Source organism: Pseudomonas sp. PL-6, from assembly GCF_054110165.1.
This window is the reverse complement of the sequence record NZ_CM134189.1, coordinates 3,543,715-3,568,341: the sequence shown is the minus strand read 5'-3', so window position 1 is coordinate 3,568,341 and position 24,627 is coordinate 3,543,715. Positions and strand designations below refer to the sequence as shown.

The 24,627-nt window shown below is 68.4% G+C and carries 25 protein-coding genes and 1 pseudogene; 14 read left to right on the top strand and 12 right to left on the bottom strand.

All coding sequences use genetic code 11. The annotated features are described in order from the left end of the window. The first annotated feature begins 5 nt into the window (after nt 1-5). Nucleotides 6-1,775 (top strand): ATP-binding response regulator, encoded by a 1,770-nt coding sequence (locus tag ACW9UL_RS15080; RefSeq protein ID WP_457787505.1) that lies wholly within the window; start codon nt 6-8, stop codon nt 1,773-1,775. Between the two features lie 6 nt (nt 1,776-1,781). Here the strand turns inward: ACW9UL_RS15080 and ACW9UL_RS15075 are convergent, their stop codons facing one another. The 4 genes from ACW9UL_RS15075 to ACW9UL_RS15060 form a co-directional block, all read right to left on the bottom strand. After that, nucleotides 1,782-2,393 carry a response regulator transcription factor gene (locus ACW9UL_RS15075; protein WP_021442619.1) on the bottom strand — a complete coding sequence of 204 codons (612 nt, stop codon included), beginning with the start codon at nt 2,391-2,393 and terminating at the stop codon, nt 1,782-1,784. 63 nt (nt 2,394-2,456) lie between these two features. Continuing rightward, complete coding sequence (locus ACW9UL_RS15070) at nt 2,457-3,722, bottom strand: OmpP1/FadL family transporter (RefSeq protein WP_457787504.1); 1,266 nt, start codon at nt 3,720-3,722, stop codon at nt 2,457-2,459. A 218-nt stretch (nt 3,723-3,940) separates the two neighbouring features. Continuing rightward, nucleotides 3,941-4,420, bottom strand: coding sequence for a hypothetical protein (locus ACW9UL_RS15065; protein ID WP_021442621.1), 480 nt, complete (start codon nt 4,418-4,420; stop codon nt 3,941-3,943). A gap of 194 nt (nt 4,421-4,614) precedes the next feature. Next, on the bottom strand, nt 4,615-5,469 hold the full coding sequence (locus ACW9UL_RS15060) for a sulfurtransferase (RefSeq protein WP_457787503.1): 855 nt from the start codon (nt 5,467-5,469) through the stop codon (nt 4,615-4,617). An 88-nt stretch (nt 5,470-5,557) separates the two neighbouring features. Between ACW9UL_RS15060 and ACW9UL_RS15055 the strand changes: the two genes are divergently transcribed. The 3 genes from ACW9UL_RS15055 (at nt 5,558) to ACW9UL_RS15045 (ending at nt 8,734) form a co-directional block, all read left to right on the top strand. Beyond that, a complete protein-coding gene (locus ACW9UL_RS15055) occupies nt 5,558-6,364 on the top strand; it encodes a lysophospholipid acyltransferase family protein (RefSeq protein ID WP_457787502.1) in 807 nt (268 codons plus the stop codon). A 183-nt stretch (nt 6,365-6,547) separates the two neighbouring features. Beyond that, nucleotides 6,548-7,885 carry an NADP-specific glutamate dehydrogenase gene (gene gdhA / locus ACW9UL_RS15050; RefSeq protein WP_457787501.1) on the top strand — a complete coding sequence of 446 codons (1,338 nt, stop codon included), beginning with the start codon at nt 6,548-6,550 and terminating at the stop codon, nt 7,883-7,885. A gap of 168 nt (nt 7,886-8,053) precedes the next feature. Further along, complete coding sequence (locus ACW9UL_RS15045) at nt 8,054-8,734, top strand: spermidine synthase (protein ID WP_457787500.1); 681 nt, start codon at nt 8,054-8,056, stop codon at nt 8,732-8,734. A 42-nt stretch (nt 8,735-8,776) separates the two neighbouring features. Here ACW9UL_RS15045 and ACW9UL_RS15040 read toward each other — a convergent pair whose 3' ends face one another. Further along, nucleotides 8,777-9,838 carry an SMP-30/gluconolactonase/LRE family protein gene (locus ACW9UL_RS15040; protein WP_457787499.1) on the bottom strand — a complete coding sequence of 354 codons (1,062 nt, stop codon included), beginning with the start codon at nt 9,836-9,838 and terminating at the stop codon, nt 8,777-8,779. Between the two features lie 132 nt (nt 9,839-9,970). Between ACW9UL_RS15040 and rnd the strand changes: the two genes are divergently transcribed. From rnd to ACW9UL_RS15015, 5 genes are all read left to right on the top strand, one after another. Then, nucleotides 9,971-11,104, top strand: a complete 1,134-nt coding sequence (rnd, locus tag ACW9UL_RS15035) for a ribonuclease D (protein WP_457787498.1) — start codon at nt 9,971-9,973, stop codon at nt 11,102-11,104. Continuing rightward, nucleotides 11,101-11,394: a YcgL domain-containing protein gene (locus ACW9UL_RS15030; protein ID WP_021446077.1), complete on the top strand. Its 294-nt coding sequence runs from the start codon at nt 11,101-11,103 to the stop codon at nt 11,392-11,394. The genes rnd and ACW9UL_RS15030 overlap by 4 nt, the downstream gene beginning before the upstream one ends. A 3-nt stretch (nt 11,395-11,397) precedes the next feature. After that, nucleotides 11,398-12,330 carry a D-2-hydroxyacid dehydrogenase gene (locus ACW9UL_RS15025; RefSeq protein ID WP_457787497.1) on the top strand — a complete coding sequence of 311 codons (933 nt, stop codon included), beginning with the start codon at nt 11,398-11,400 and terminating at the stop codon, nt 12,328-12,330. 95 nt (nt 12,331-12,425) lie between these two features. After that, on the top strand, nt 12,426-12,875 hold the full coding sequence (locus ACW9UL_RS15020; protein WP_122108577.1) for a YcgN family cysteine cluster protein: 450 nt from the start codon (nt 12,426-12,428) through the stop codon (nt 12,873-12,875). A gap of 107 nt (nt 12,876-12,982) precedes the next feature. Next, the gene (locus tag ACW9UL_RS15015) at nt 12,983-14,215 is read left to right on the top strand and encodes a hypothetical protein (protein ID WP_122108576.1); all 1,233 of its coding nucleotides are present in this window, start codon (nt 12,983-12,985) and stop codon (nt 14,213-14,215) included. A gap of 51 nt (nt 14,216-14,266) precedes the next feature. Here the strand turns inward: ACW9UL_RS15015 and ACW9UL_RS15010 are convergent, their stop codons facing one another. Further along, entirely contained in the window at nt 14,267-14,617 is a 351-nt protein-coding gene (locus tag ACW9UL_RS15010; RefSeq protein ID WP_122108575.1) for a YajD family HNH nuclease, read from the bottom strand. An 84-nt stretch (nt 14,618-14,701) separates the two neighbouring features. On the opposite strand from ACW9UL_RS15010, the gene ACW9UL_RS15005 reads away from it, so the two are divergent. After that, entirely contained in the window at nt 14,702-15,019 is a 318-nt protein-coding gene (locus ACW9UL_RS15005) for a hypothetical protein (RefSeq protein WP_457787496.1), read from the top strand. Here ACW9UL_RS15005 and ACW9UL_RS15000 read toward each other — a convergent pair. The 4 genes and pseudogenes from ACW9UL_RS15000 to ACW9UL_RS14985 all read right to left on the bottom strand — a co-directional run bounded on the left by ACW9UL_RS15000 (nt 15,016) and on the right by ACW9UL_RS14985 (nt 19,388). Further along, on the bottom strand, nt 15,016-15,486 hold the full coding sequence (locus ACW9UL_RS15000) for a Crp/Fnr family transcriptional regulator (RefSeq protein WP_457787495.1): 471 nt from the start codon (nt 15,484-15,486) through the stop codon (nt 15,016-15,018). The two genes, ACW9UL_RS15005 and ACW9UL_RS15000, sit on opposite strands and share 4 nt — an antisense overlap. 123 nt (nt 15,487-15,609) lie before the next feature. Beyond that, nucleotides 15,610-16,323 (bottom strand): methyl-accepting chemotaxis protein, encoded by a 714-nt coding sequence (locus ACW9UL_RS14995; protein ID WP_371921466.1) that lies wholly within the window; start codon nt 16,321-16,323, stop codon nt 15,610-15,612. A gap of 402 nt (nt 16,324-16,725) precedes the next feature. Beyond that, nucleotides 16,726-17,232: pseudogene (locus ACW9UL_RS14990) on the bottom strand (Tar ligand binding domain-containing protein); the annotation flags it as partial. Between the two features lie 113 nt (nt 17,233-17,345). Then, nucleotides 17,346-19,388, bottom strand: a complete 2,043-nt coding sequence (locus tag ACW9UL_RS14985; RefSeq protein ID WP_457787494.1) for a S9 family peptidase — start codon at nt 19,386-19,388, stop codon at nt 17,346-17,348. A gap of 114 nt (nt 19,389-19,502) precedes the next feature. Between ACW9UL_RS14985 and ACW9UL_RS14980 the strand changes: the two genes are divergently transcribed. The 4 genes from ACW9UL_RS14980 (at nt 19,503) to ACW9UL_RS14965 (ending at nt 21,929) form a co-directional block, all read left to right on the top strand. Then, complete coding sequence (locus ACW9UL_RS14980) at nt 19,503-19,967, top strand: MFS transporter (protein WP_457787493.1); 465 nt, start codon at nt 19,503-19,505, stop codon at nt 19,965-19,967. 58 nt (nt 19,968-20,025) lie between these two features. Then, the gene (locus tag ACW9UL_RS14975; protein WP_397496917.1) at nt 20,026-20,472 is read left to right on the top strand and encodes an HIT family protein; all 447 of its coding nucleotides are present in this window, start codon (nt 20,026-20,028) and stop codon (nt 20,470-20,472) included. A 4-nt stretch (nt 20,473-20,476) separates the two neighbouring features. Further along, nucleotides 20,477-21,250 carry a class II glutamine amidotransferase gene (locus ACW9UL_RS14970; protein ID WP_457787492.1) on the top strand — a complete coding sequence of 258 codons (774 nt, stop codon included), beginning with the start codon at nt 20,477-20,479 and terminating at the stop codon, nt 21,248-21,250. 154 nt (nt 21,251-21,404) lie between these two features. Next, nucleotides 21,405-21,929: a DUF2937 family protein gene (locus tag ACW9UL_RS14965; protein ID WP_457787491.1), complete on the top strand. Its 525-nt coding sequence runs from the start codon at nt 21,405-21,407 to the stop codon at nt 21,927-21,929. 6 nt (nt 21,930-21,935) lie between these two features. Here the strand turns inward: ACW9UL_RS14965 and ACW9UL_RS14960 are convergent, their stop codons facing one another. After that, complete coding sequence (locus tag ACW9UL_RS14960) at nt 21,936-23,279, bottom strand: TolC family outer membrane protein (RefSeq protein WP_397496915.1); 1,344 nt, start codon at nt 23,277-23,279, stop codon at nt 21,936-21,938. Nucleotide 23,280: 1 nt separating this feature from the next. Continuing rightward, nucleotides 23,281-24,627, bottom strand: a complete 1,347-nt coding sequence (locus tag ACW9UL_RS14955; RefSeq protein WP_397496914.1) for an HlyD family type I secretion periplasmic adaptor subunit — start codon at nt 24,625-24,627, stop codon at nt 23,281-23,283.

Below are 24,627 nucleotides of genomic sequence, written 5' to 3'. Positions count from 1 at the left end.
TGCCCATGAGCGTCGAGCAGCAGGAGCGCCTGCTGCTGGCCCAGCAGCGCCGCGGCTACAGCCGGCTGTGCTTCGTGCCGGCGCTGGAGCAGGCGTTCGCCGAGCACCGGGTGCAGCGCATTCGCCGCCGCCTGCCGCTGATCGCCGCCACCGCGGTGCTGTTCCAGCTGGCCTACGCATTGCTGGATATTTTCGCCATGCCGCTGGCCGTCAGCCTCTCGGCCTTGCCGCTGCGTCTGCTGGCGCTGGGCGCGGTGCTGCTGGCGTTCGTCTACTGCCGGCGTGCGGCTACGCCGCCGCGGCGGGCGGCCGCGGTCTACGCCGGCGCCTACCTGTGCAACGGCGTCAGCGTCGCGGTGATCGTCCACCTGTGCTGGCAGCAGGGCGTGGCGATGCCTTACGACGGTCTGTTCCTCATCCTGCTGTTCGGCTACGCGCTGCTCGGCCTGTCCTTGCGGGCGATCGGCCTGTGCAGCTGGGGCTTCTGCCTGCTGTTCGTCGGGCTCGGCCTGGGCCTCGGCGAGGCGGGGGATGAGCTGGCCTATCAGGCCATGTTCCTGTTCTGCGCCAACCTGATCGGCACGGTCGGTGCCTATATGCAGGAGCACGGTCAGCGCGGCGCCTGGCTCAACCTGCGCCTGCTCGATCTGGCGCGCCAGCGCGCCGAGGCCGACGACGCGCGCAAGCTGCGCCTGCTGGCGGCGGCCAGCCACGACCTGCGCCAGCCGTTGAACGCCATGGGCCTGTACGCCCAGCACCTGGTGGAGCAAGGCGGCGATGCCCAGACCCGGCGCATCAGCGCACGTCTGGCTGCCTCGGTGGAACAGCTCGGCCGCCTGCTGCAATCGCTGCTGGACTACAGCCGGCTGACCCTGCCGGGCGGCGTGCAGGCCAGGCCGCATGCCTTCGCCCTGCGCCCGCTGCTCGAACGCCTGCTCGGCGAGCTGGCCCCGGAGGCGCAGCAGCAGGGCGTGGCGCTGCGCCTGGAGTGCGCCGACTGTGGCGTGCGCAGCGACCCCCTGCTGCTGGAGCGGCTGCTGCGCAACCTGCTGAGCAACGCCCTGCAGCACGCCGGGGCGCGGCAGCTCAGCCTGAGCGCGCGCGTGCAAGGCGGCGCGCTGCTGCTGGAGGTGAGCGACGACGGCCGCGGTTTGAGCGAGGCGGAGCAGGCGCTGGTGTTCGAGGAGTTTCGTCAGCTGGACAACCCCGGGCGCAATGTCGAGCGCGGTCTGGGCCTCGGCCTGGCCATAGTGCGGCAGCTGGCCGCGGTGCTGGAGCATCCGCTGCAACTGCACTCGCAACCCGGCGCCGGGGCGCGTTTCGTCCTGCGTCTGCCGCTGGCCGAGGTGCCGGCGTCGGCGCTGGCGGCGGGCGACGGCGTGCGGCGGTTGCGCGGACGTATCCTGCTGCTGGAGGACGACGCCACCGGGCGCGAGGCCCTGGCCGGCCTGCTGCGCCGCTGGGGCTGCGACGTACAGGCCTGTGCCGACCTGGCCGGCGCCCTGGCCGCCCTGCGCCGCGAACCTCCGCAGCTGCTGATCAGCGATTACCGCCTGGCCGAGTCGGGCGACGGGCTGCAGGCCATCGAGTGCCTGCGCGAGGCCGCCGGACAGATGCTGCCGGCGCTGCTGATCAGCGCCGATCTGAGCCCCGAGCTGCAGGAGCGCTGCCTGCCGGCGCACGTCATGCCGCTGGGCAAGCCGCTGCTGCCGGCGCGCCTGCGCCAGGTACTGGCCAGTCTGCTGCCGCGCACGGCGGAGCAGGAAACGGCCTGACGCCGATTACAGCCAGCCGCGCTGGCGTGCGGCGCTGACGCAGGCGGTGCGGGTGTGCACGGCGAACACCTCGAACAGCGCCTTGAGGTGGGTTTTCACCGTGTCCTCGGCCAGGCCCAGCTGGCGGCTGATGGCCTTGTTCGGCAGGCCTTCGGCCAGCAGCTGGAGGATTTCCAGTTGGCGCGGGGTCAGCGGCGAGGCGCTGGCCGGGGCCGGCAGGGTTTCGCCGAGCAGCACGCGGGTGACCGCCTGGCGCAGGGCGTTGCCATCGGCGCTCTTGGGGATGAAGCCGAGCGCGCCGGCGGCCAGCGCGGCCTGGGCATCCAGGCTCGAGTCGCTAGCGCTGAGGATCGCCACCGGGGTGGCGTCGCCGCGTGCCAGCCAGCGCTGCAGCAGCTCCAGGCCGGGTTCGTCGGGCAGGCGCAGGTCGAGCAGGATCAGGTCGTAGGAATGCTGGCGCAGGCGCTGTTCGGCTTCCGCGGCGCTGTGCGCGGTGTGCACCTGCAGGTCTCGGGCGAGTGGCGCCAGGGCCAGGGCCAGGCCATCGAGGAAGATCCGGTGGTCGTCCACCAGCAGCAGGCGCAGGCGGTCGGGCAGGGTGGTGCAGAGGGCAGTCATGATGTTCTCACGCGGCTTTTCTTGTTGTTCTGCCGCGCGAGTGTAGCCAATCTCCGGCGCCGATTAGTAGCGGTAGGTCACCTGGGCGCCAAGACCGTGGGCGCTGTTCCGGTAGGTGGCGCGGTAGGAGCCCTTGAGCGGCTCGTCGAGGTCGATCTTGGCGTCTTCTTCCATCAGGTAGGAGTAGGCCAGGTCGAGGGTCAGGTCGTCGTTCGGGCTCCAGCCGGCACCGACGCTGAAGATGGTGCGGTCGCCGGTGGGGATGCGCGGCGAGCGGTGCCGATTGTTGGTCGGCGACTGGTCGACGGCCACGCCGGCGCGCAGCACCCACTGCTTGTTGAGCTGGTAGGCGGCGCCCACGGCATGCGCCCAGGTGTCGTGCCAGCCCTGTTCCTCGGTGATGGTGGTGAGGTTGGCGGCGAACGGGCCGGCCACGCCCTTGTTGTCCACGGTGATCTCCTGCAGGCGGCTCCAGCGGGTCCAGGTGCTGCCGGCGTAGAGGGTCCAGCGCTCGTCGAGGGCGTGGGTCACCGAGAAATCCACCGACTCGGGCGTCTGCAGCTCCAGGCTGGCATCGTACTTGCCGGCGGAGCCGGCCAGCAGACCGTCGCTCTCGACCTTGGTGTGGCCCTTGAGCTTGTAGTCCACCTTGGAGTGATAGGTCAGGCCGAAGCGGGTGGCAGCGTTCAGTTCGAACAGCACGCCGGCGTTGAAGCCCATGGCGAAGTCGTCGCCCTTGACCTTTACCTGGCCGGCCGCCGAGCTGGGCAGGAAGGGGTTGGGAATGGTCGAGGTCAGCTGGCCCTCGATATGGTTGAGGGTGGGGCCGAAGCCGACCGACCACTGGTCGTTGAAGCGGTAGCTGAGGGTCGGCTGCAGGGTGATCACCCGCACTTCGCTGAGGTTGGCGTAGCCGCGGCCCTGGAAGTTGCGCTCGTAGTCGGTGACCAGGCCGAAGGGCACGTAGAGGCCGAAACCGAAGCTCCACTGCTCGTCCAGCGGCTTGACGTAATAGCCCATGGGCGCGGCGACGAACGGCACCATGTCGCCGTCGTTGCTACCGGGGATGGTGCTCTCGGCGTCGTCGATATCGCTCTTGGCGATGATCGCCGCCAGGCCGCCGCTGACCTGTTCGCGCTTGAGGCGGGCCATGCCGGCCGGGTTGCCGAAGACGGTGGTGGCGTCATCGGCGGCCGAGGAACGCCCGGCGAAGGCGGTGCCCATGGCGCTGACGCTCTGTTCGTTGATGGCGAAGCCGCTGGCCAGGCCGTGGCTCGAGGTGGCGGCGATGGCCATGGCCAGGCCGGTCTTGAGGAGGCGTTTGCTCACGAGAGAACTCCTGTGGGTGAGGCGGGGGGCGCACGCTACAGTTTTTCCTGACCCCTGCCAAGCCACATAAGTTCAGAGAAAATGGGGAGATTGTCGGACAATTTTCGTGAATTGTCGGACATTGCTACAGATTGTGTTCGGCGCTCTCGGGCCTTGCCGCGGCGCCTCGGCACCCTGCCTGTGGTGACTGTGCTGCGCGGGGTGCGGCGTGCTGCCCGCTAGGCGACCCGACTGAACTGACCGACCCAGCGCTGCCAGGCGTCGATGAAGTCGCACAGCCGTCCCTGCGGCTGGAACACCTGGCGCCACACGCGGGCCAGGCCGAGCAGGTCGTCGGCGTCCGGCAGCTCGGCCTGCTCGGCTTCTATAAGCAGCCAGGCGATGGCGGTGGCGTAGCGCAGGTTGACCGTCAGCTCCAGGTGCGGCGCGGCGAGAAAGGCGTGCTGGCTGGCCAGGCCACGCACCCGGCTGGCCAGCTCCGGGTCGCGCGCCAGGTGCTGGTCCCACAACTGCAGGTGGCGCTGTTCGGCGATGCGGTACAGGCCATGGCCGCGACGGTCGTCCAGGGCGCTGCCGAGCGCCGACTGGCTGGCCGCGGTGCCGAGCAGCAGGGCCTCGGCGACGGCGGAGTGACGCCCCAGGTAGAGCAGGGTAGGGCGGATGACGTGCTGGCTGAGATCGCAGGCGGCTATTCCCATGGCATCCTCGCGAAGGGTGCCGGTGGGGCCGGGCGCTTGGCAGCCTTGTTCGTCGTTCTGATAAAGGCCCCACCGGAAGCGGGGTTAGCCGCTCATCCTCAAGTCTAGTGCGACCTTTTCACTGTAAAGAGCTGTTTTTAAATTGTTTTCGGCTTTCGGTTATTTGCCATATTCCTGCTGGTACTTAAGCCGCTTCAATCGCCGGTGGCGATGGGGCGCCGCTGATCGGTGATCCATTCGCTCCAGGAGCCGGCGTAGAGCGGCGCCAGCGGATAACCGGCGAGGCTCAGGGCGAACAGGTTGTGGCAGGCGGTGACCCCCGAGCCGCAATAGGCCACCAGGCCTTGCGCCGGGCGCGCGCCGCGCAGGGCATCGAAACGCGCGCGCAGCTGTTCGGCGGGGAGGAAATAGCCGTCGGCGTCGAGGTTGTCGGTGAACGCCGCGCACTGGGCGCCGGGGATATGCCCGGCGACCGGGTCGAGCGGCTCCACGTCGCCGCGAAAACGCGGCAGGGCGCGGGCGTCGAGCAGGCACAGATCGGCCGAACCCAGGCGCCGGGTCAGTTGCTCGGCGTCCACCAGCAGGCTGGCGTCCGCCTGGCCGGCGAAGTCGCCGGGGGTGGGCGTCGGTTGCCGCCGGTCGAGCGCCAGGCCGGCCTCGCGCCAGGCTTTCAGGCCGCCGTCGAGCAGGTACAGGCCGTCGCGCTTGCCCAGCCACAACAGCAACCACCAGGCGTGTGCGGCGAAGGCGCCGGGGCCGTCGTCGTAGAGCACCACCTGGCTGCCCGCGCGCAGGCCCCAGTCGCGCAGGCGCTGATTCAGCCGGGCCGGGTCGGGCAGCGGGTGGCGCCCGGTGACGCCTTTGACGATCGGCCCGGACAGGTCCTCTTCGAGGTCGGCGAAGCAGGCGCCGGGAATATGCCCTTCCAGATAGCTGCGCCGGCCGTAGGCCGGGTCGTCGAGGGCGAAGCGGCAATCGAGCAGGATCAGCTCGGCTTGCCCCAGGCGTTGCTGCAGCTGGGCGGGGGTGAGCAGTTGCGCGAGCGGCATGGTGGCTCCTGTGTCGTGGCGGCGATTGCCGGCATCATAACGCCAAGCCTTTGCGCTGCAGCCATCTCCCGCGAAGAAGGAGCTATTTATGCTGAGTCTGCAACCCATCGCCCAGAGTGCGACCCTGGCCCGCCGTGTCGGCGTGGTGCTCGGTTCGCTCGCCGTGACCCTGTATTTCTGCCTGCGGGTGATCGGCCTGGCAGCCGTCGGTCGGCTCGACCGCGCCCGCGTCGACCGTTACACCCGCCGCTGGTCGCAGCTGCTGCTGCGCCTGGTGCGTATGCGCCTGGCGGTGCACGGCGCCTGTCCGGACTTCGGCGACGGCCGCCGCTACCTGATCCTGTGCAGCCACGCCAGCCACTACGACATCCCCGCCAGCTTCGTCGCCCTGCCCGGTTCGATCCGCATGCTGGCCAAGCGCGAGCTGTTCCGCATCCCCTTTCTCGGCCGCGCCATGCGCGCCGCCGATTTTCCCTCCATCGCCCGCCAGCAGCATGAACAAGCGCTGCGCGACCTGGCGCGGGCGCGGCAGATGATGGAGAGCGGCATCGTCCTGTGGGCCGCGCCGGAGGGCACGCGCTCGCCGGATGGCCGCCTGCAGCCGTTCAAGAAGGGCTGCTTCCACCTGGCCCTGGATACCGACGCGATCATCGTGCCGGTGGCCATTCGCGGCATCCAGCACGTGCTGCCGGCGCGCACTTGGCGCTTCAACCTGGATCAGTCGGTGCAGCTGCTGATCGGCGCGCCGATCGACGCCGGCCGTTACCGCCGTGACGAGCTGCCGCGGCTGATGCTCGATACCCGTGCCGGCATGGAGCGCCTGCTCTACGGCGCCGCATCGCAGATGCCGGCGCCGAGCCCGGGCGTTGCACCTGCTTGTGTGCTCGAAAAGTGAGCGTAATCTGAGTCGATCTGGTGCGATTTTCTGTTGGGTGCTCTGAATTCACTGTTTTAGAGGGTTTTCCCGATAGGTTTTGCGCACCAAATAGTTTCATAAAGGCGACATATTGATCTGTTTTGGTGCCTTTGCTGCTGATAGAGTGCCGCGCATTCTGTCTGCCTGGCGTCGAGGTGCCGCATGTCGTTGTCCGTTGAAAGCTTCCTGTCGCGCCTGAAGCAGCGCGATCCCGATCAGCCGGAATTTCACCAGGCGGTGGAGGAAGTGGTGCGCAGCCTGTGGCCCTTCCTCGAGGCCAATCCGCGCTACCGCGAGGCGGGCATTCTCGAGCGCATGGTCGAGCCGGAGCGCGCCATCCTGTTCCGCGTGCCCTGGGTCGACGACCGCGGCCAGGTGCAGGTCAACCGCGGTTACCGCATCCAGATGAGCAGCGCCATCGGCCCGTACAAGGGCGGCCTGCGCTTCCACCCCTCGGTCAACCTGGGCTTGCTCAAGTTCCTCGCCTTCGAGCAGGTGTTCAAGAACTCGCTGACCTCGCTGCCCATGGGCGGCGGCAAGGGCGGCGCCGACTTCGACCCCAAGGGCAAGAGCGAGGGCGAGGTGATGCGCTTCTGCCAGTCGTTCATGAACGAGCTGTACCGCCATATCGGTGCGGATCTGGACGTGCCGGCCGGTGATATCGGCGTCGGCGCCCGCGAGATCGGCTACCTGTTCGGCCAGTACAAGCGCCTGTCCAACCAGTTCACCTCGGTGCTCACCGGCAAGGGCCTGAGCTACGGTGGCAGCCTGATCCGCCCCGAAGCCACCGGTTATGGCTGCGTGTACTTCGCCCAGGAGATGCTCAAGCGCATCGACCAGGGCTTCGAGGGCCAGCGCGTGGCCATTTCCGGCTCCGGCAACGTCGCCCAGTACGCGGCGCAGAAGGTCATGGAGCTGGGCGGACGGGTGATCTCGCTGTCCGACTCCGAAGGCACGCTGTACGCCGAGGGCGGGCTGAACGAGGAGCAGTGGCAGTACCTGATGGAGCTGAAGAACCAGCGTCGCGGCCGCCTGCGCGAGATGGCCGAGCACTTCGGCCTGCAGTTTCTCGCCGGGCAACGGCCCTGGCGCCTGGCCTGCGACATCGCGTTGCCCTGCGCGACGCAGAACGAGCTGAACGGCGAGGATGCCCGAGCGCTGCTGAGGAGCGGCTGTATCTGCGTGGCCGAAGGCGCCAACATGCCCTCGACGCTGGAAGCGGTGGACCTGTTCGTCGAGGCCGGCATCTGCTACGCCCCGGGCAAGGCCTCCAACGCCGGCGGCGTGGCCACCAGCGGCCTGGAGATGAGCCAGAACGCCATGCGCCTGCACTGGAGCGCCGGCGAGGTGGACGAGCGCCTGCACGGCATCATGCAGAACATCCACCACGCCTGCGTGCACCACGGCGAGGAGAAGGGCCGGATCAACTACGTCAAGGGCGCCAATATCGCCGGCTTCGTCAAGGTCGCCGATGCCATGCTGGCGCAGGGCGTGGTCTGAGAACCTGCTCAAAGGCTGACTTTGAAAAGGCTCTGAAAGCAGCGTCGCTGTAGTCACGAGGCCTCGCGTGTCAACGCGGGGCCTCGTCGTTTCTGGCGGGGCTGTGCTGCCCGGCCGATTCAGGCATGCTGCCTGCCCTCACGCTCGCTACACAGGTCTTCGCTCTGCATGAAACGTTTTGTCTTGCTCGACACCGCTCCGATCCCGGGTACGAATGGTGCGCTGAACCTGTTCGAGTATGGGGACGACTTCGTCATCAAGATCGCCGGTGGCGATGGCGGGCAGCTGATGAATACCCGCATGCACGGCTCGGAAGATGCCCTGGCGGCGATTCCCTGCAAGCAGATCGCGAGCCGGCCAGAGGTGCGGGTGCTGATCGGAGGTCTGGGCATGGGCTTTACCCTGGCCTCGGCGCTACAGCACCTGGGGGCTGACGCCGAGGTGGCGGTGGCCGAGCTGGTGCCGGGCGTGGTCGAGTGGAACCGTGGCCCGCTCGGGGCGAAGTCCGGTTATCCGTTGAATGACCCGCGTGCAGTGATCATTCAGGAGGACGTCGCCAAGGTGCTGCAGGCCGCCGAGCAGCGCTACGACGCGATCATGCTGGACGTCGACAACGGCCCCGAAGGCCTGACTCAGAAGGGCAATGACTGGCTGTACAGCATGGATGGCCTGCGCCAGTGCGCCAAGGCGCTGAGGCCCAGGGGCATGCTGGCAGTGTGGTCGTCCAGCGCCGACCGGGCCTTTTCGGAGAAGGTGCGCAAGGCCGGCTTCAAGGGCGAAGCGGTCCAGGTGTATGCCCATGGCAACAGGGGCACGCGGCATACCATCTGGATTGCCCAGAAGGTCTGAGCGGGCTGCCCAGGTCGTGAGTGACCTGGGCAGCTGCGATGCTCAGTGAATCTGCAGTTTGCCGATACGGTCGTTGTCCAGGCTGCCGAAGTACAGATGGTCGCCCACCGGTTTCACCGAGGTGACCATGCGCAGGTGGGTGCCGCTGGTGTCGTGCAGGCTGCGCACGATCTCGCCCTGTTCGTTGAGGGCGATGGCGAAGCCGTAAGGGATCGCCTTCGGCCACAGCGCGCGCGGCAGCTTGGCCAGTTGCGCCTTGAGCCAGGGGTGACGGTGGAGGAAGTCGGCGTCGGCCTTGCGCGGGGTGGGCAGGGCGACCCAGAAGGTGCCCTTGCGGTCGCCCTGCAGGTTGTCCGGCAGGCCCGGCAGGTTGTCGATGAAGATATCGTGCTGGCCGGCCTTGTCGCCCTTGAGCCAGTAACGGGTGATGCGATAGCGGTAGGTCTCGTTGACCAGCACGAAGTCCTCGTTCGCCGACAGCGCCACGCCGTTGGCGAAGTACAGGTCCTTGAGCAGCACGCGGGTCTGGCCTGTGGCCGGGTCATAGGCCAGCAGGCGGCCGTGCGGGCGGGCCTCGAGCAGGTCGAGCAGGTAGTCCGGCTGTTGGAAACGCGAGGAGGCGTCGCTGAAGTAGATGGTGCCGTCGCTGGCGATATCCAGGTCGTCGGTGAAGGCGAAGGGCAGGCCCTCGGCCTCGGTAGTCAGTACCTTGACGTTACCTTGTGGGTCGATGCTCAGCAGGCCCTCGTAGGCGTCGGCGACGATCAGGTTGCCAGTGGCGTCGAAGTCCATGCCCAGCGGCCGGCCGCCGGTGTCGACGAAGGTCTCCACGCTGTCGTCTGCCAGCACGTGGACGATGCGCCCGTCGTGCAACCCGGCATAGACCCGGCCTTCGGCGTCCACGGCGGTATCTTCCGGACCATGCAGCTGGCCGCGGGCCAGCAGTTCGGCCTTCATCAGGGTGTCGTTGGGCTCCAGCACGCCGGTCATGGCCGGCGCGGCGGGCGCGTCCCAGCCCAGCGGGTCGATGGGACTGGGGGTGATGGCCAGATAGCCGGCCGCGGCGGCCAGCAGCACGACGAGCAGGGCAAGCAGTTTCTTCATTGTTGTTCTTCCGTGTCGGGGGCAAGCGATGCGCGGCACAGGTTACACAGTTCGCCGGCGCAGTGGCAGGGCGCTGCCCCGTCCGGCGGCCGGGGCATATATACTGCGCGGCATTCTTCACGGGAGAGCCGCGTGGCTAACGATATTCACTGGATTCGCGACGACGCCAGCCTGGCCGAGCATTGCGCCGCCTGGCAGGCGTTGCCCTTCGTCGCGCTGGACACCGAGTTCATGCGCGTCGACACCTTCTATCCCATCGCCGGCCTGCTGCAGGTCAGCGAGGGCGCGCGGGCCTACCTGATCGATCCGCTGTGCATCGGCGACTGGGCGCCCTTCGCCGCGCTGCTGCAGGCGCCGCAGGTGGTCAAGGTGCTGCATTCGTGCAGCGAGGACCTGGAAGTCTTCCTGCGCCTGACCGGCAGCCTGCCGACGCCGCTGTTCGATACCCAGCTGGCCGCCGGCTACCTCAACCTGGGCTTCTCCATGGGCTACTCGCGCCTGGTGCAGGCGCTGCTGGGCATCGAGCTGCCCAAGGGCGAGACCCGCTCCGACTGGCTGCAGCGGCCGCTGTCGCAGACCCAGGTGAGCTACGCCGCCGAGGACGTGCTGCACCTGGCGGAGGTGTACCAGGCGCTGACCGCCCGCCTGTCGCCGGAGAAGTATGCCTGGGTGCTGGAGGATGGCGCCGAACTGGTCGCCGGCCTCGGCCGCGAGGTCGACCCGGAGCAGGCCTGGCGCGAGGCCAAGCTGGCCTGGAAGCTGTCGCGTCAGCAACTCGCCGTGCTGCGCGCGCTGTGCGCCTGGCGCGAGCGCGAGGCGCGGGCGCGCAACCAGCCGCGCAACCGCATCCTGCGCGAGCATTCGCTGTGGCCGCTGGCGCGCACTCAGCCGGACAACCTGGTGGCCCTGGCGCGCATCGAGGACATGCACCCGAAGACCGTGCGCCAGGACGGCGAGACCCTGCTGGCGCTGATCCGCGAGGCCGCCGCGCTGCCGCCGGGCGAGTGGCCCGAGGCGCTGCCCGAGCCGTTGCCGGTGGAGGCTTCGGCGCTGCTGAAGAAACTGCGTGCCATCGGCCAGCGCGAGGGCGAGCGCCTAGAGATAGTGCCCGAGCTGATGCTGCGCAAGAAGACCCTGGAAGCCCTGCTGAAGAGCGGCTACCCCAGCGGTCCCTACCAATTGCCCGAGTCCCTGCGCGGTTGGCGCCGGGAGTTGATGGGCCAAGCGCTGCTCGACTGCCTGGCCGCCGAAGGAGAATCCGCGTGAAACGCATCTGTTCCATCTACAAGAGCCCACGCAAGAACGAGATGTACCTCTACGTGCTCAAGGCCGACGCCCTGAGCCGGGTACCGGAGGGCCTGCTTGGCGTGTTCGGCGCGCCGGTGCACGCCTTCGACCTGGTGCTCAGCCCCGAGCGGCAACTGGCTCGCGAGGACATCGCCCAGGTGCTGGAGAACCTGGAGAAGCAGGGCTACCACCTGCAGATGCCGCCGCCGGAGGAGGAGTACATCGAGCACCTCCCGGACGAACTGCTGCGTCGCAACGACCCAGTCTGAACCATGCGCCTGCTGATCGCCGAGCACGACCACGGGCGCTACGCCGAGCTGATTCGCGCGGCGCGGCCCGAGTTGGCGCTGCTGGCCGGCGTCGACCCCGTCGAGCTGGCCGCGGCGGCCGGCGACTGCCCGTTGTGGCTGGGCCAGCCTGATCTGCTCGTGCCCTTGCTGCGCCAGGGCCTGCGCCCGCAGTGGCTGCAGTCGACCTGGGCGGGGATCACGCCGCTGCTGGCGCCCGACCTGCCGCGCGACTATCGCCTGAGCCGCGCCGTCGGCATCTTCGGCCAGGTGATGGCCGAGTATGTGCTCGGCCATCTGCTGGCCCATGAACGGCGCCTGTTCGCCCGTCTGGCCGCGCAAGTGGCGCAGCGCTGGGAGCACAGCCTGCCGCGCAGCCTGGCCGGGCGGCGGGCGCTGATCGTCGGCTGTGGCGATATCGGTCAGGCCGTGGCGCAGTTTCTCGCGCCTTTCGGTCTGCAGCTGCGCGGCGTGGCCAGCGCGCCGCGCCAGCAGCCGCCCTTCGTCGAGGTGGCCAGCCTGGATCAGCTGCCGCGCCTGGTCGCCTGGGCCGACTATGTGATCAACCTGCTGCCCGATACCCCGGCCACCCGCGATCTGTACGACGCCGAGCTGCTGGCTCGGCTGCGCCCCGAGGCGCTGCTGATCAATGCCGGGCGCGGCGCCGCGGTGGTCGATGCCGATCTGGTGGCGGCGCTGGAGCAGGGCCAACTGGCCGGCGCGGTGATCGACGTCTGCCGCGAGGAGCCGCTGCCACCTGGCCATCCGTTCTGGAACGCGCCGCGTCTGCTGCTCACCGGGCACAGCGCTGCGCCCACCGAGCCGGCGCTGATGGCCGCGCTGTTTCTCGACAACCTGGCGCGCTGGCAGGCCGGCGAGGCGCTGCGCGGCGAGGTGGCGTTCGCCCGCGGCTACTGAGCCCAAGCGCTGCCGTTCGGCATCCGCCGCTTGGCCGTGACCGGCGCTCGGGCTAGACTGCCGCGCTTTTCTCCTCCGAGCTTCTGCCTGTCGCCATGGCCGCCAAAGTCGAACCCTTCTGGAAACGCAAGACCCTCGCCCAGCTCGATCAGGACGAGTGGGAGTCGCTGTGCGACGGTTGCGGTCTGTGCTGCCTGCAGAAGCTCGAAGACGAGGACGACGGCGCCGTCTACTACACCCGCATCGCCTGCAAGCTGCTCGATCTCAAGAGCTGCCGCTGCAGCGACTACGCCAACCGCGCCAAGCAGGTGCCCGACTGCATCCAGCTCACCCCGGCGCAGGCCGACCAGTTCCAGTGGCTGCCGCCGACCTGCGCCTACCGCTTGGTCAGCGAGGGCAAGGACCTGCCGCTGTGGCACCACCTGGTCTGCGGCGATCCGGAGGCGGTGCATATCGAGCGCATCTCGCAGTCCGGGCGCATGCTCAGTGAGAACAGCGTGGCCGAAGACGACTGGGAAGAGCACCTGATCTTTCGCGCCGGTTGATCGGCGCCGGGCTTCGTGGCAAATCTGTGCGCCCAGCCATGGAATTGCCCGAGGGCGTCGCGGTCATATCGGATCGCCGCTTCCCACCGCATCAGGAGCTTTGCGCGATGCCCGTTCGTTACCCCTTGTTGTCCCTGCTGTTACTGAGTCTGAGCCTGCCGACCTGGGCGGCCACGCATAAGGTCGATTTGGACTATCGCGTGCGCTTTCTGCCCGAAACCAACCAGGCCGAAGTCAGTCTGACCCTGGAGCAGGGCGAGCGCGTGCTCAGCTTGGACTTCGACCTGGGCAAGGAGGGCCGCTACAGCGACTTTTCCGCCGACGGCCAGTGGCAGCAGGAGCAGCCCGAGCGCGGCATTTGGCAGCCGGCCGCCGGCAAGAGCCGCCTGAGCTACAAGGTGCGCATCGACCACGAGCGCCAGCCGGGGAGCTTCGATGCGCGGATGACCGAGGACTGGGCGCTGCTGCGTGGTGACGACCTGGTGCCCAGCGCCGTGCTGCGCCAGCAGGACAAGACCGAGTTGGTGGCGCGCCTACAGTTCGAGCTGCCCAAGGGCTGGAAAAGCGTGGAAACCGGCTGGCCGCGCATCGGCAAGAATCGCTTTCGCATCGACAACCCGCTGCGCAAGTTCGACCGCCCCACCGGCTGGCTGGTCGCCGGCAAACTCGGCACCCGCCGCGCCCGCCTCGGCGAGACCGATGTCGCCATCGCCGCGCCGGTGGGCGAGGGCATGCGGCGCATGGACATCATGACCCTGCTGACCTTCGTCTGGCCCGAAATGCAGGCGGTGTTCCCGCGCGATCCGGCCAAGCTGCTGATCGTCGGCGCCGGCGACCCGATGTGGCGCGGCGGCCTGTCGGCGGCCAATTCCTACTACATGCACGCGGACCGGCCGCTGGTCAGCGAGAACGGCACCAGCTCGCTGGTGCACGAGCTGGTCCATGTGTTCAGCCGCATCCAGTCGCGCGACCGTAGCGACTGGATCACTGAGGGTCTGGCCGAGTACTACGCCATCGAACTGATGCGCCGTGCCGGCGGTATCGGCGAGGACCGCTACCAGAAGATGCGCGAGCAACTGACGCGCTGGAGCAAGCCGGTGAAGAGCCTGCGCACCGCGCGCGCCACCGGCCCGGTCACCGCGCGCGCGGTGCTGCTGCTGCAGGAGCTGGATCGGGAAATCCGCCAGAAGACCAAGGGCAATACGCAGCCGCGTTCGCTGGACGACGTGACCCGCGGCCTGATGCGCCTGGACAAGGCCAGCACCGAGGATTTCATCGACATCGTCGAGAACGTCATGGGCGGGCCGTCGCGGGTGCTGGATACGCGGTTGCTGCGCTGAGACCAAGGCGGCGGCGCGACCTACGGAGAAGCCGGCACCGCCCCCGCTTCTCTAACGCTTGAGCAGCGCCTCCAGCCCGGCCAGCGCCTTGTGGGTGACCTTGCTGCCGGAGCCGGCGCTGGCGGCTTCTTCCTTCTGGTAGTGCAGGTCGACCTGGCGCTGATGCTCGTTGTCGTGGCAGTACAGGCACAACAGTTCCCAGTTGGAGCCGTCTTCCGGGTTGTTGTCGTGGTTGTGGTCGCGGTGGTGCACGGTCAGCTCGCTCAGGCGCTTGCCGCTGAACTCGCGGCCGCAGCGCCCGCAGATATGCGGGTACATCTTCAGGGCTTTTTCGCGGTAGCTGGTTTCGCGGCGCCGTTGCGCCTCGGCGAGGATCTGGTCCAGCTTGCTGGTGGTGCTCATGGCGTGGCTCGTGCTCGGGTGGCGAACGTTGGCGTTCGGATGCTGCCAGAATAGAACGAAAGCTCGCCGATCAGGAGCCCCATCATGCGTCGCTCGATACTTGCCGCCTCGATCCTGGCCTGCGCCGCCGCCGCACTGGCCCAGACCCAGCAACCGCCGCGCATGCCGACGTCGCCCGCCGCCGGCGCGCCCGGCACCGCCACGCCGCAACCCTACGGTCAGCCGCAAAGTGCGCCGATTCAGCGCCAGGGGCCGGGGACGGCGCCCTTGCTACCGCCACCGCAGGGGCAGAGCCTGCCGCGGCTGGCGCCGCAAGCGCCGAAGGATCAGGCCATCCCGCTGCTGGAACAGCAGCTGCAGCGCAATCGTCAACCGGTCGAGCCGGGGCAGAAGCGGGACTAGACCTGGTTGACCAGCTGGCCGTCGGCCATGCGCAGGCGTTTCGACATGCCTACGGCGATGGCGCGGATGACCTGGGCGGCGGCTTTGGGTGCTTCCTGCAGCATCTTGTCCAGGGCGTCCTTGCCCAGGGTCAGCAGCACGCTGTCGCTGGCCGCGACGCAGGTGGCCGAGCGTCGTTCGCCGTCGAGCACGGCCATTTCGCCGAAGGCGCGGCCCTTGCGCAGGCAGGTGATCTCCACCTCCTCGCCGCTGACGTTGGTCTTGCGCACCGAGACGGCGCCCTGCTGGAGGATGCACATGAAGGTGCCGGCATCGCCCTCGCGGAAGATCAGCGTGCCTTCGTCGATCTTGCTCAGGCTGAAATAGCCGGCAGCGGTGAGGACGTCGCCGGCCGGCAGTTGGTCGAACAGGCCGCAGTCCAGCAGCATGTCGCGGATGGCGTCGATCAGGTGGGAAGTGTCGGGCATGGTCGGGCGGTATGGCGAGAGCGGGGAGGCGACCTTAGCCGCAACGGCAGGCGTTGCCAATCGCTGTTGGTCGCCTGCCGCGGCGTTTCTCGAGGCCGTTCACGCTCTCGCCTGCACGGGCGCTCAGAAGCTGAAGCGGCGCATCACCCCCTGCAGGCGCTCCGACATGCCCTGCAGCGCGCGGATGGCCTGGACTATGCCGCCCTGCGCCGCGGAGTTCTCCTCGACTATCTGCGCCACCTGTTCGACGTTCTGCGCCACCTGCTCGCTGGCGGCGCGCTGCTGCTGCAGGGCGGTGGCGATGCTGCCGACCGACTGCAGCGATTCGTCCAGCGCCTGGCGGATCTCACCCATCGCCGCGGCGCTGCGTTCGACCAGCTGCAGGCCGTTGTCGACGCCCGCGCAAGTCGCCGCCATGCTGCCGTGCGCCTGGCGCACGCCGCCGTGGATGGCCTCGACCAGGGCGACGATCTCGGTGGTGGATTGCGCGGTGCGCCCGGCCAGGCTGCGCACCTCGTCGGCGACCACGGCGAAACCGCGGCCCTGCTCGCCGGCGCGCGCGGCCTCGATGGCGGCGTTCAGCGCGAGCAGGTTGGTCTGCTCGGCAATGCCGCGAATCACCTCGACTATGGCGCCGATATTGCCCGATTGTGCCGCCAATCGTTGGATGTCCGCCGAGCACTGCGCCACCAGGGCGGCGACCCGGCGGATTTCTTCGATGGCCTGGCCGGTCACCGCCAGGCCGCTGTCGGTCAGCTCGCCGGCCTGCTGCGCGCGGTCGTGGGTGTGCTGGGCGTTTTCGGCGATATGGTTGATGCTCACCGCCAGCTGCTCCATGGTCGCGGCCATCGCCGCGGCGGTGTCGCTCTGGATATTGGCGCTGTTGAGCACCTGTTCGGAGGAGGCGGCCAGCTGCAGGGTGGCGCACTCGATCTGCTCGGAGGCCTCGCCGATATTGCCGATCACGTCGTGCAGGCCGTGGCGCATGGCCTGCACCGACTTCATCACCCCGCTGCTGGCGCGGCCGTCCGCCGGCGCGCCATCCAGGCGACCGGCGGCGATGCGCGCGCTGATCGCCTCCAGCTCGCCGGGTTCGGCACCCAGCTGGCGGCTGAGGCGGCGGCTGAAATACAGCGCATGGGCGCTGCCCAGCAGCAGGGCGAGCAACAGCAGGGCCAGGCTCAGGCGCAGATTGGCGGCGTACTCCGCCTCGCCCAGCTGGAACTGGTGCTTGGCCTCCACCAGTTGCACCTCGATCAACTCGGCGAACTTGGCCGACAGCGGGTCGATCAGCGGGTACAGCTCGCTGCCGGCGAAGCGCTCCAGCGCCGCCTGGTCGCCACGGGCGAGCAGGCTCTGCAGCTGCTCCAGCGGCGGCCCGGCGCGCTCCATCAGCGGGGCGATCTGCTCGATCAGGCGGCGTTCCTCGGCGATCAGCTCGGTGGCCAGGTAGGCCTGCCAGGTCTGCGCGATGCGCTGCTGGGCCTGTTCGATCAGTTGCTGCGCGGCGTGGCCGGTCAGCTCGCCGCTGCGCGCCTTGTGCGTGGCGTCGACTATGTTCACCGCGTAGAGGTCGGCGATCAGCTTGAGGTCGCGCAGCGGCACCACGCGATCCAGGTAGACGGTCTGCAGCCCGCCGACGGTGGCTTTCAGCCCGTGCAGGCCGAGCAGGCCGACGGCCAGCAGGGCGCTGAGCAGGGCGCCGGCGAGCAGCAACAGGTGGGTGCGAATCTTCCAACTCTTCATGGCGGATCTTCCTTGGCGGCAGGCAGGAAAAGGACACTTATGGCCTTTCGCCATAAGCGTGCCTTCAGCCTAGATCAGATTCCGCAGCTGGCGAACGAAAGCTGATTGCTCGGTCAGCCTTCGGCGAGGCCCAGCACCTTGAACAGGAACGCGTATTCCAGGGCCACGTCGCGGATGCCCTGGTAGCGCCCGCTCATGCCGCCGTGGCCGGCCTCCAGATCGGTCTTGAGCAGCAGCAGGTTGGCGTCGGTCTTGCGCTCACGCAGCCGTGCCACCCACTTGGCCGCTTCCCAGTACTGCACGCGGCTGTCGTTGTAGCCGGCCACTGCGAGGATCGCCGGGTAGGCCTGCGCGCGCACGTTCTCGTAGGGTGCGTAGGCCTGGATCCGCGCGAACACCTCGGGCTGGTTGGGGTCGCCCCATTCGTCGTACTCGGTCACCGTGAGCGGCAGCTCCGGGTTGAGCATGGTGTTGAGCACGTCGACGAAGGGCACCTCGGCGATGGCCGCGGCGAACAGCTGCGGGCGCTGGTTGAGCACCGCGCCGATCAGCAGGCCGCCGGCGCTGCCGCCGCTGATGGCGAGCTGCACCGGGGTGGTCAGGCCGGCGTCTATCAGGTGTTCGGCGCAGGCGATGAAGTCGCCGAAGGTGTTGGGCTTGTGCTCCAGCTTGCCGGCGCGGTACCAGGCCTCGCCCATCTCGCCGCCGCCGCGCACGTGGGCGATGGCGAAGACGAAACCGCGCTCGAGCAGGCTCAGGCGGGCATGGGAGAACCAGGGATCGAGGCTCTCGCCGTAGGCGCCGTAGCCGTAGAGGTAGAGCGGCGCCGGCGTGCCGGCGGCGAGCACCTCGCGACGTGCCACCAGGCTGATCGGCACCTGCGTGCCATCGGCCGCGGTGGCCCACAGCCGGCGGCTCTCGTAGGCCTCGGCATCGAAGGGGCCTTCCACTGGGGTCTGCTTGAGCACCTGCTGGGCGCCCGTGGCCAGCTCCAGCTGGCGGATCTGCGCCGGGCGGCCGAGGGCCTCGTAGCGCAGGCGGATCACCGTGCTGTGGAACTCCAGGCCGTCCTGCACGTGCAGGCTGTAGGCGGCGTCCGGCAGTTGCACCCGGTAGGCGGCCGCGCCCTGCGGCTGCACTTCCAGCACCGGCAGGCCGCCCTCGCGCAGGCTCAGCACCAGGGCGTCGCGGTTGAGGGTGACGCCTTCGAGCATCACCGCCGGGTCGTGGGCGCGGATTTCACGCCAGTGCGGGCGCTGCGGTGCGGCTTCGTCGGCGGCGTAGAGGGCGAAGTTGATGCCGCTCTGGTTGCTGCGGATCAGCCAGCTCCAGGCGCCGTCCTGCAGACCGTGGTCGACATCGTACTCGTGGCCTTCCTCGCGTGGCGCCAGGCAGACGAAGGCGTCCTGCGGCCGTTCGGCATCCAGTACCCAGACTTCGCTGGTGGTCTTGCTGCCGAGCTGGAGGATCAGCTGGCGCTCGGAGCTGGAGCGGTAGCAGTGTAGGAAGAAGCGCCCGTCGCCCTCCTCGAACACCGCTTCGGCGCCATCCGCACCGAGGCGGTGGCGGTACAGCTTGTAGGGGCGGTGGGTGTCGTCCAGTTCGGTGAAGAACAGCGTCTGACTGTCGTTCGCCCAGGTCATGCTGCCGTCGCAGTCGTCGAAGGGCAGCTCCTGGATCTGGCCGCTGTCCAGTTCCTTGACGAACAGGCGGTAGATCTCGTCGCCGCTGCGATCCAGGCTGTAGGCCAGACGGCGTTGGTCCGGGCTGATGCTTAAGGCGCCGAGCGCCAGGTAGCCGCCGCCGGCCAGGGCGTTGGGGTCGAGCAGCAGCTGCTCGCTGGCGGCGTCGAGGGTCAGCGAGCCGTCCGCCGGTTTGCGGCAGCGATAGTGGCGCGGGTATTCGTCGCCGGCGGTGGTGCGCTGGAAGTAGAGGTAGTCGCCCCAGGGCACCGGCAGCGACAGGTCGGTTTCGCGGATGCGTCCCTTGATCTCCTCGAACAGCCGCTCGCGCAGCGCCTGCTGCGGCGCCAGCTCGGCCTCCAGGTAGGCGTTTTCGGCGCGCAGGTGGTCGAGCACCTCGTCGCTATCGCGATTCTCCAGCCAGCGATAGGGATCGGCGCCGGATTCTTGGCGGGCGATGGGGGCAGCGATCATGCGACGACTCCAGGGCGGCGCGGCCGACGGCAGGGGCGCCGGGCCGGGGAAAAGCCGTTATCATAAGCGCCCCTCCGTCAGCCCCGCCAACTTCGAGGCCAGGATCGCCGCTTTATGATGAACGAGAACGACTATCTGCTCGCCTGGGCCGCCTATGGCGTCGCCGCCCTCGGCTGCCTGCTGGTGTGGCTGCGCATGACCAGCTGGATGTGGCGCTACCTGCGCGAGCCGTTGCGGGTGCTGGTGGCGGTGCTGCTGCTGAGCCCGACCATAGTCGACCCGGCGCGCGAGTTGTTCGCCCCGGCCATCGCGGTGACCGCCATGGACCTGCTGCTCAAGGTGGGCAACAACGCCTGGCGGGCGGTGGCCGACCTGGCCCTCTACAGTCTGATCGCCTTCGCCCTTTACCTGGTCTTCGTCGCCGTGCGCTGGCCCATCGAGCGCTGGTGGCAGGGGCGCCGCGAGGAGACTGTGGTGGAAGACGAAGACCCGCGCACCCTGCGCGAGCTGATGGAACAGGACGACGAGCGCCTGGCACATCGCTACGAGCGCGGCGGCCGGCTGGAACCGCGCCTCTGACCCTTGCGCCTGGCCGGTTAGCCGGTCAGCATGATGGCCATCGTGGATGGGAGGCCTCATGGACTGCGTATTCTGCGCCATCGCCGCTGGCCGTTTGCCGGCGCACCAACTGTACCGGGACGAGGATTTCATCGTCCTGCTGGATATCTTTCCCATGCGCCCGGCGCACGTGCTGATCGTCAGCCGCGCCCATGCCCCCTTCCTCGAGGATCTGCCGGCTGCAGTGCGCGACCGTCTGCTGGCCCTGGCTGACAAGATGGCGGCGGCGTTGCGCGCGGCGGGCTACGGCCGCGAGGGGATCAACCTGCTGATCAACGACGGCCCCGATTCCAACCAGCACGTGCCGCACCTGCATCTGCACCTGATCCCGCGACGCCGCGGCGATCTGCCGGCGCTGCTCTGGCGCCTGCTGGTGCGTTTCCTGCCCCTGGGCCGTCGGCGTTTGCAGGCACGCCTGCAAGCCGAGGCCGAGCAACTGCGCCGTGCCCTCGGCGAGGAGAACTGACTCGATGTGCGAATTGCTCGGCATGAGCGCCAACGTCCCCACCGATATCGTCTTCAGCTTCACCGGGCTGATGCAGCGCGGCGGGCGCACCGGGCCGCACCGCGACGGCTGGGGCATCGGTTTCTACGAAGACCGGGGCTTGCGTCTGTTCCAGGATCCGCGGGCGAGCAGCGAGTCGGAGGTGGCGCAGCTGGTGCAGCGCTACCCGATCAAGAGCGAGGTGGTGATCGGCCATATCCGCCAGGCCAACGTCGGCCAGGTGTGCCTGGCCAATACCCATCCCTTCGTTCGCGAGTTGTGGGGGCGCAACTGGTGTTTCGCCCACAACGGCCAGCTGACCGGCCTGGTCGGTGCCACCAGTTTCTACCGGCCGGTGGGCGACACCGACAGCGAGGCGGCCTTCTGCGACCTGCTCAACCGGGTGCGCCGCGCCTTTCCCGAGCCGGTGTCGGTGGAGATGCTGCTGCCGGTGCTGGTGGCGGCCTGCGCCAGCTACCGCCAGCTCGGCGTGTTCAACTGCCTGCTCAGCGACGGCGACTGGCTGTTCAGCTTCTGCTCGAGCAAGCTGGCGCATATCACCCGGCGCGCGCCCTTCGGCCCGGCGCAGCTCAAGGACGCCGACCTCAAGGTGGATTTCCAGGCCGAAACCACGCCGAACGACGTGGTCACGGTGATCGCTACCGAGCCGCTGACCGACAACGAACAATGGACGCTGTACCAGCCGGGCGAGTGGCGGCTGTGGCGCCGTGGCGAATGTATCGCCGACGGCAAGGCTTGAGAGCTTGTGAAGAAATCGTCGCGAGCGAAGGCAGGTCGCGTTTCGCCTGCGCGCAGCAAGCGGAGTGTATTGAAATACATGAGCATTGCGAGCACAGCCGAAACGTGAGATGCCCAGCGCAGTAGATTTATTCACAAGCTCTGAGGGGGGAAGGATGTTGCGAAGCTATCTGCGCCTGGTGCTGTTCGCCTGCGGTCTGCTGCTCGGCGTGCAGGTGCCGGGCTTCGTCGACGACTACGGCAAGCGCGTCGAGGCCCATCGCCTGGAGTCGCAGCAGAGCCTCAAGGGCTTTCAGGACACCGCGCGGCGCTTCTTCAAGGGCGACCTGGATGCGCTGGTCGCGCACTACCGGGTCAGCGACGATGCGGTGATGCGCAGCGACGCGCAGAGCGTGGCCCACCTGGTGCAGCGCGCGGCCTTGCTGGAGCGCGAGTGGCAGGCCATGCAGGGGCCCTGGTACGCCCAGGCCTGGCACCTGGTCACGGCCGCCGACGGCGAACTGTTCGAGGAAACCCTCGACGCCTACCGCTACCAGGTGCTGCTGACTCCCGAGGCGATGCTCTGGGGCCTGAGCTGCGCCTTGCTGCTGGCCTGGCTGGCGGAGTCGCTGGCGCTGCTGCTCGCCTGGATGCTGGGCATGGGGCAGACGCGACGCACCCAGCAGCGTCACTGGCGCTGAGCGTACTCAGTAACCGATCGCCAGTTCCGGGCCCAGGTAGGCATTGGCCTGGAGGATATCGTCCTCGCCGAGCAGGCCGACCGCCGCGGCCAGCTGCAGGCGGGCCAGCAGGTAGCGCAGCTTGGCTTCGAGCAGGTCGCGGCGGGCGATGAACACCTGTTCCTCGGCGTTGAGGATATCGACGTTGGTGCTGGAGCCAGCGAGAAAGCCCTTGCGTGCCGAGTCCTGCGCCCGTTCGCTGGAGGCGACGGCCTGTTCCAGGGCGCGGATGCGCGCCTGGCCGCTCTGCACGCCGCGGAACTCGCGGGTGGTGGCGGAGAACACTTCCTCGCGCGCGGCGTTGACCTCCTCGCCAGCCTGTTCGCGGCTGGCGGTGGCCTGGCGCACCCGCGCGCTGACCCCGCCGCCGGCATACAGCGGCATGTTGAATTCCAGGCCGATGGAGTTGTAGCGGTTGGTCTGGTCGATGGTGGAGATCGAGTCGCTCTCGCTGTCGGTATAGCCCAGCACCAGATCCAGGGTCGGCCAGTGGCCGCTGCTGGCGCGTCTGACCTCTTCTTCGGCGAGGCCGTGGTTGACCTGTCGCGCGCGCAGCGTGGGGTTGTTCTGGCGCGCCTTGTTCAGCCAGTCCTGCAGGTTGTTAGGCTGCAGCGGCGGAGTGGGAAAGTCCGCCTGGAGGGTGGCGAGCTGTCGGGGGATGTCGCCGAGCAGTTCCTCCAGCAGGCGCAGGGCGACCACCAGGTTGTCCTCGGCTTCGATTACCTCGGCCTGGGCCAGGTCGCGCCGCGCGGTGGCCTGGTCGACGTCGGTGATGGTGCCGTCGCCCAGGTCGAAACGGCGCTGCGCGGCGGCCACCTGCTGCTCGAAGGCCTTGAGCTTGGCGCGCGACAGATCGATGGTCTCGCGCGTCAGCAGCACGTCGAAGTAGCGGCTGGCCAGGCGCACGGCGACGTTCTGCGTCTTGGCGTCGAACACCGCCTCGCTGTAGCTGGCGCGCTGCTTGCCCTGGCGGTACTCGACCATCTTCTGGCGGTTGTACAGCGGCTGGCGCAGCTGCAGGCTGAGGTTCTGCGAGTCGTAGTCCAGATCGTTTTCGATGCTCTGGCCGAGCAGGTTTTCCTGCTCCTGGGTGCCGTCGACCCGACTCTTGCTGGCCCGCGCGGTGATCTGCGGCAGCAGCCCGGCCTTGCCTATGGCACGGTTTTCCAGGCCGGCGTCGCGCTCGTGGATGGCCGCGCGGTAGGTCGGGCCCTGCAGTTGCAGCTGCTCCCAGGCCTGCAGCAGATCGAGGGCGTGGACGGGCACGGCGGCCAGGCAGCAGAGGCCGAACAGCGTTTGACGCATGAGCATGTCATTGCTCCTTGAAGGCTCCATCAATGCGGTCGAGCAGGGGTTTCATCAGGTAACTCATCAGGTTGCGTTCGCCGGTCTTGATCGTCACGGTGGCCGGCATGCCGGGGCGGATACGGTTGCTGCCGAGCTTGTCCATGCCTTCGGCGGTCACCTCGACCTGGGCCAGGTAGTAGGGCTGCTTGTTGGCCTCGTCGATCAGGCGGTCGGCGGAGATGGTCAGCACGCGGCCGGGGATGTTCGGCGTCTGCGCGTGGTTGAAGGCGGGGAAGGCGATGTCCACCGGCAGGCCGGGCTGCATCTTGTCGATGGCCTGCACCGGCACCATGGCGTCCACCTGCAGCGGCTCGTTGGCCGGCACCACGTCCATGATCCGCGAGCCGGCCTGGATCACCCCGCCGATGGTGGAGGCGGACAGCCCCAGTACCACGCCGTCGATGGGCGAGCGGATCACCGTGTTGGTCACCTCGTAGTCCAGCGCGCGCAGGCGGTCGGCGAGGGCGGCGGCCTCTTTCTGCGCCTCGGTCAGTTGCGATTGCACTTCCTTCTGGAAGTCCTGTTCCAGTTGCAGGATGCGCAGCTTGATTTCGGCGATCTGGTTGCGCGTACGCCCGCTGTCGGCGACGTTCTGCGCCAGCGAGGCGCTCAGTTCGGCGGCGTTGCGCTCCAGTTCGAGCATGCGATTGCGGGTCACGTAGCCTTCGGCGGCCAGGCTGCGCACGCCGTCGAGTTCCTGGTTGAGCAGCTTGATCTGCGAATTGCGCGAGTATTGCACCTGGCGCAGGCCCTTGAGCTGCTCCTCGGCGCCGCGGATGTTCTCGCGGAGAATCTCGGCCTCGCCGCTCAGCGCCGCGCGGCGGGTGGCGAACAGGCGCTGCTGCAGGGCGACCGAGGCATCCAGACGTGGGTCGCCGGCGAAACGGCTGAGCAGTTCAGGATCGAACTCCACCTGCTCGGCACCGTCGCGCTCGGCCTGCAGGCGGCTTTTCACCGTGCTGACCACTATGTATTGGGCGCTGACCATGCCCTGCTCGGCGATGGCGCGGGTGGCGTCCAGCTCGATCAGCGGCTGGTTGCGCGCGACCAGGTCGCCTTCGCGTACCAGGATGGCACCGACCGAGCCGCCGGTCAGGTGCTGGATAGTCTTACGGTTGTCGGTGACGTTGACCGTGGCGTTGGCCACTACCCCGGCATCCAGCGGCGCGAGCAGGGCCCAGAGGATGAACCCGCCGAAGCCGGCGAGCACCAGCGACAGGCCCCAGCGGCTCGGCTTGCGGTCGTCCATGTCGATTTCGCAGGGGCTGTCCGCCAGCTGCAGGCTCTTGCTCTCGAACTGTAGGTCGGACAT

Coding starts and splice junctions, on each gene's coding strand:
- ACW9UL_RS15040 (WP_457787499.1), bottom strand. CDS start 9,838: ATGAAGAAACTGCTTGCCCTGCTCGTCGTGCTGCTGGCCGCCGCGGCC.
- ACW9UL_RS15075 (WP_021442619.1), bottom strand. CDS start 2,393: ATGACTGCCCTCTGCACCACCCTGCCCGACCGCCTGCGCCTGCTGCTG.
- ACW9UL_RS15015 (WP_122108576.1), top strand. CDS start 12,983: ATGCCCGTTCGTTACCCCTTGTTGTCCCTGCTGTTACTGAGTCTGAGC.
- ACW9UL_RS15000 (WP_457787495.1), bottom strand. CDS start 15,486: ATGCCCGACACTTCCCACCTGATCGACGCCATCCGCGACATGCTGCTG.
- ACW9UL_RS15025 (WP_457787497.1), top strand. CDS start 11,398: ATGCGCCTGCTGATCGCCGAGCACGACCACGGGCGCTACGCCGAGCTG.
- ACW9UL_RS15010 (WP_122108575.1), bottom strand. CDS start 14,617: ATGAGCACCACCAGCAAGCTGGACCAGATCCTCGCCGAGGCGCAACGG.
- ACW9UL_RS15060 (WP_457787503.1), bottom strand. CDS start 5,469: ATGCCGCTCGCGCAACTGCTCACCCCCGCCCAGCTGCAGCAACGCCTG.
- ACW9UL_RS15020 (WP_122108577.1), top strand. CDS start 12,426: ATGGCCGCCAAAGTCGAACCCTTCTGGAAACGCAAGACCCTCGCCCAG.
- ACW9UL_RS14975 (WP_397496917.1), top strand. CDS start 20,026: ATGGACTGCGTATTCTGCGCCATCGCCGCTGGCCGTTTGCCGGCGCAC.
- ACW9UL_RS15045 (WP_457787500.1), top strand. CDS start 8,054: ATGAAACGTTTTGTCTTGCTCGACACCGCTCCGATCCCGGGTACGAAT.
- ACW9UL_RS14955 (WP_397496914.1), bottom strand. CDS start 24,627: ATGTCCGACCTACAGTTCGAGAGCAAGAGCCTGCAGCTGGCGGACAGC.
- ACW9UL_RS14970 (WP_457787492.1), top strand. CDS start 20,477: ATGTGCGAATTGCTCGGCATGAGCGCCAACGTCCCCACCGATATCGTC.
- ACW9UL_RS14985 (WP_457787494.1), bottom strand. CDS start 19,388: ATGATCGCTGCCCCCATCGCCCGCCAAGAATCCGGCGCCGATCCCTAT.
- ACW9UL_RS15065 (WP_021442621.1), bottom strand. CDS start 4,420: ATGGGAATAGCCGCCTGCGATCTCAGCCAGCACGTCATCCGCCCTACC.
- ACW9UL_RS14965 (WP_457787491.1), top strand. CDS start 21,405: ATGTTGCGAAGCTATCTGCGCCTGGTGCTGTTCGCCTGCGGTCTGCTG.
- gdhA (WP_457787501.1), top strand. CDS start 6,548: ATGTCGTTGTCCGTTGAAAGCTTCCTGTCGCGCCTGAAGCAGCGCGAT.
- ACW9UL_RS15080 (WP_457787505.1), top strand. CDS start 6: ATGAGCGTCGAGCAGCAGGAGCGCCTGCTGCTGGCCCAGCAGCGCCGC.
- ACW9UL_RS15055 (WP_457787502.1), top strand. CDS start 5,558: ATGCTGAGTCTGCAACCCATCGCCCAGAGTGCGACCCTGGCCCGCCGT.
- ACW9UL_RS15005 (WP_457787496.1), top strand. CDS start 14,702: ATGCGTCGCTCGATACTTGCCGCCTCGATCCTGGCCTGCGCCGCCGCC.
- ACW9UL_RS14960 (WP_397496915.1), bottom strand. CDS start 23,279: ATGCTCATGCGTCAAACGCTGTTCGGCCTCTGCTGCCTGGCCGCCGTG.
- ACW9UL_RS14995 (WP_371921466.1), bottom strand. CDS start 16,323: ATGGAGCAGCTGGCGGTGAGCATCAACCATATCGCCGAAAACGCCCAG.
- ACW9UL_RS14980 (WP_457787493.1), top strand. CDS start 19,503: ATGATGAACGAGAACGACTATCTGCTCGCCTGGGCCGCCTATGGCGTC.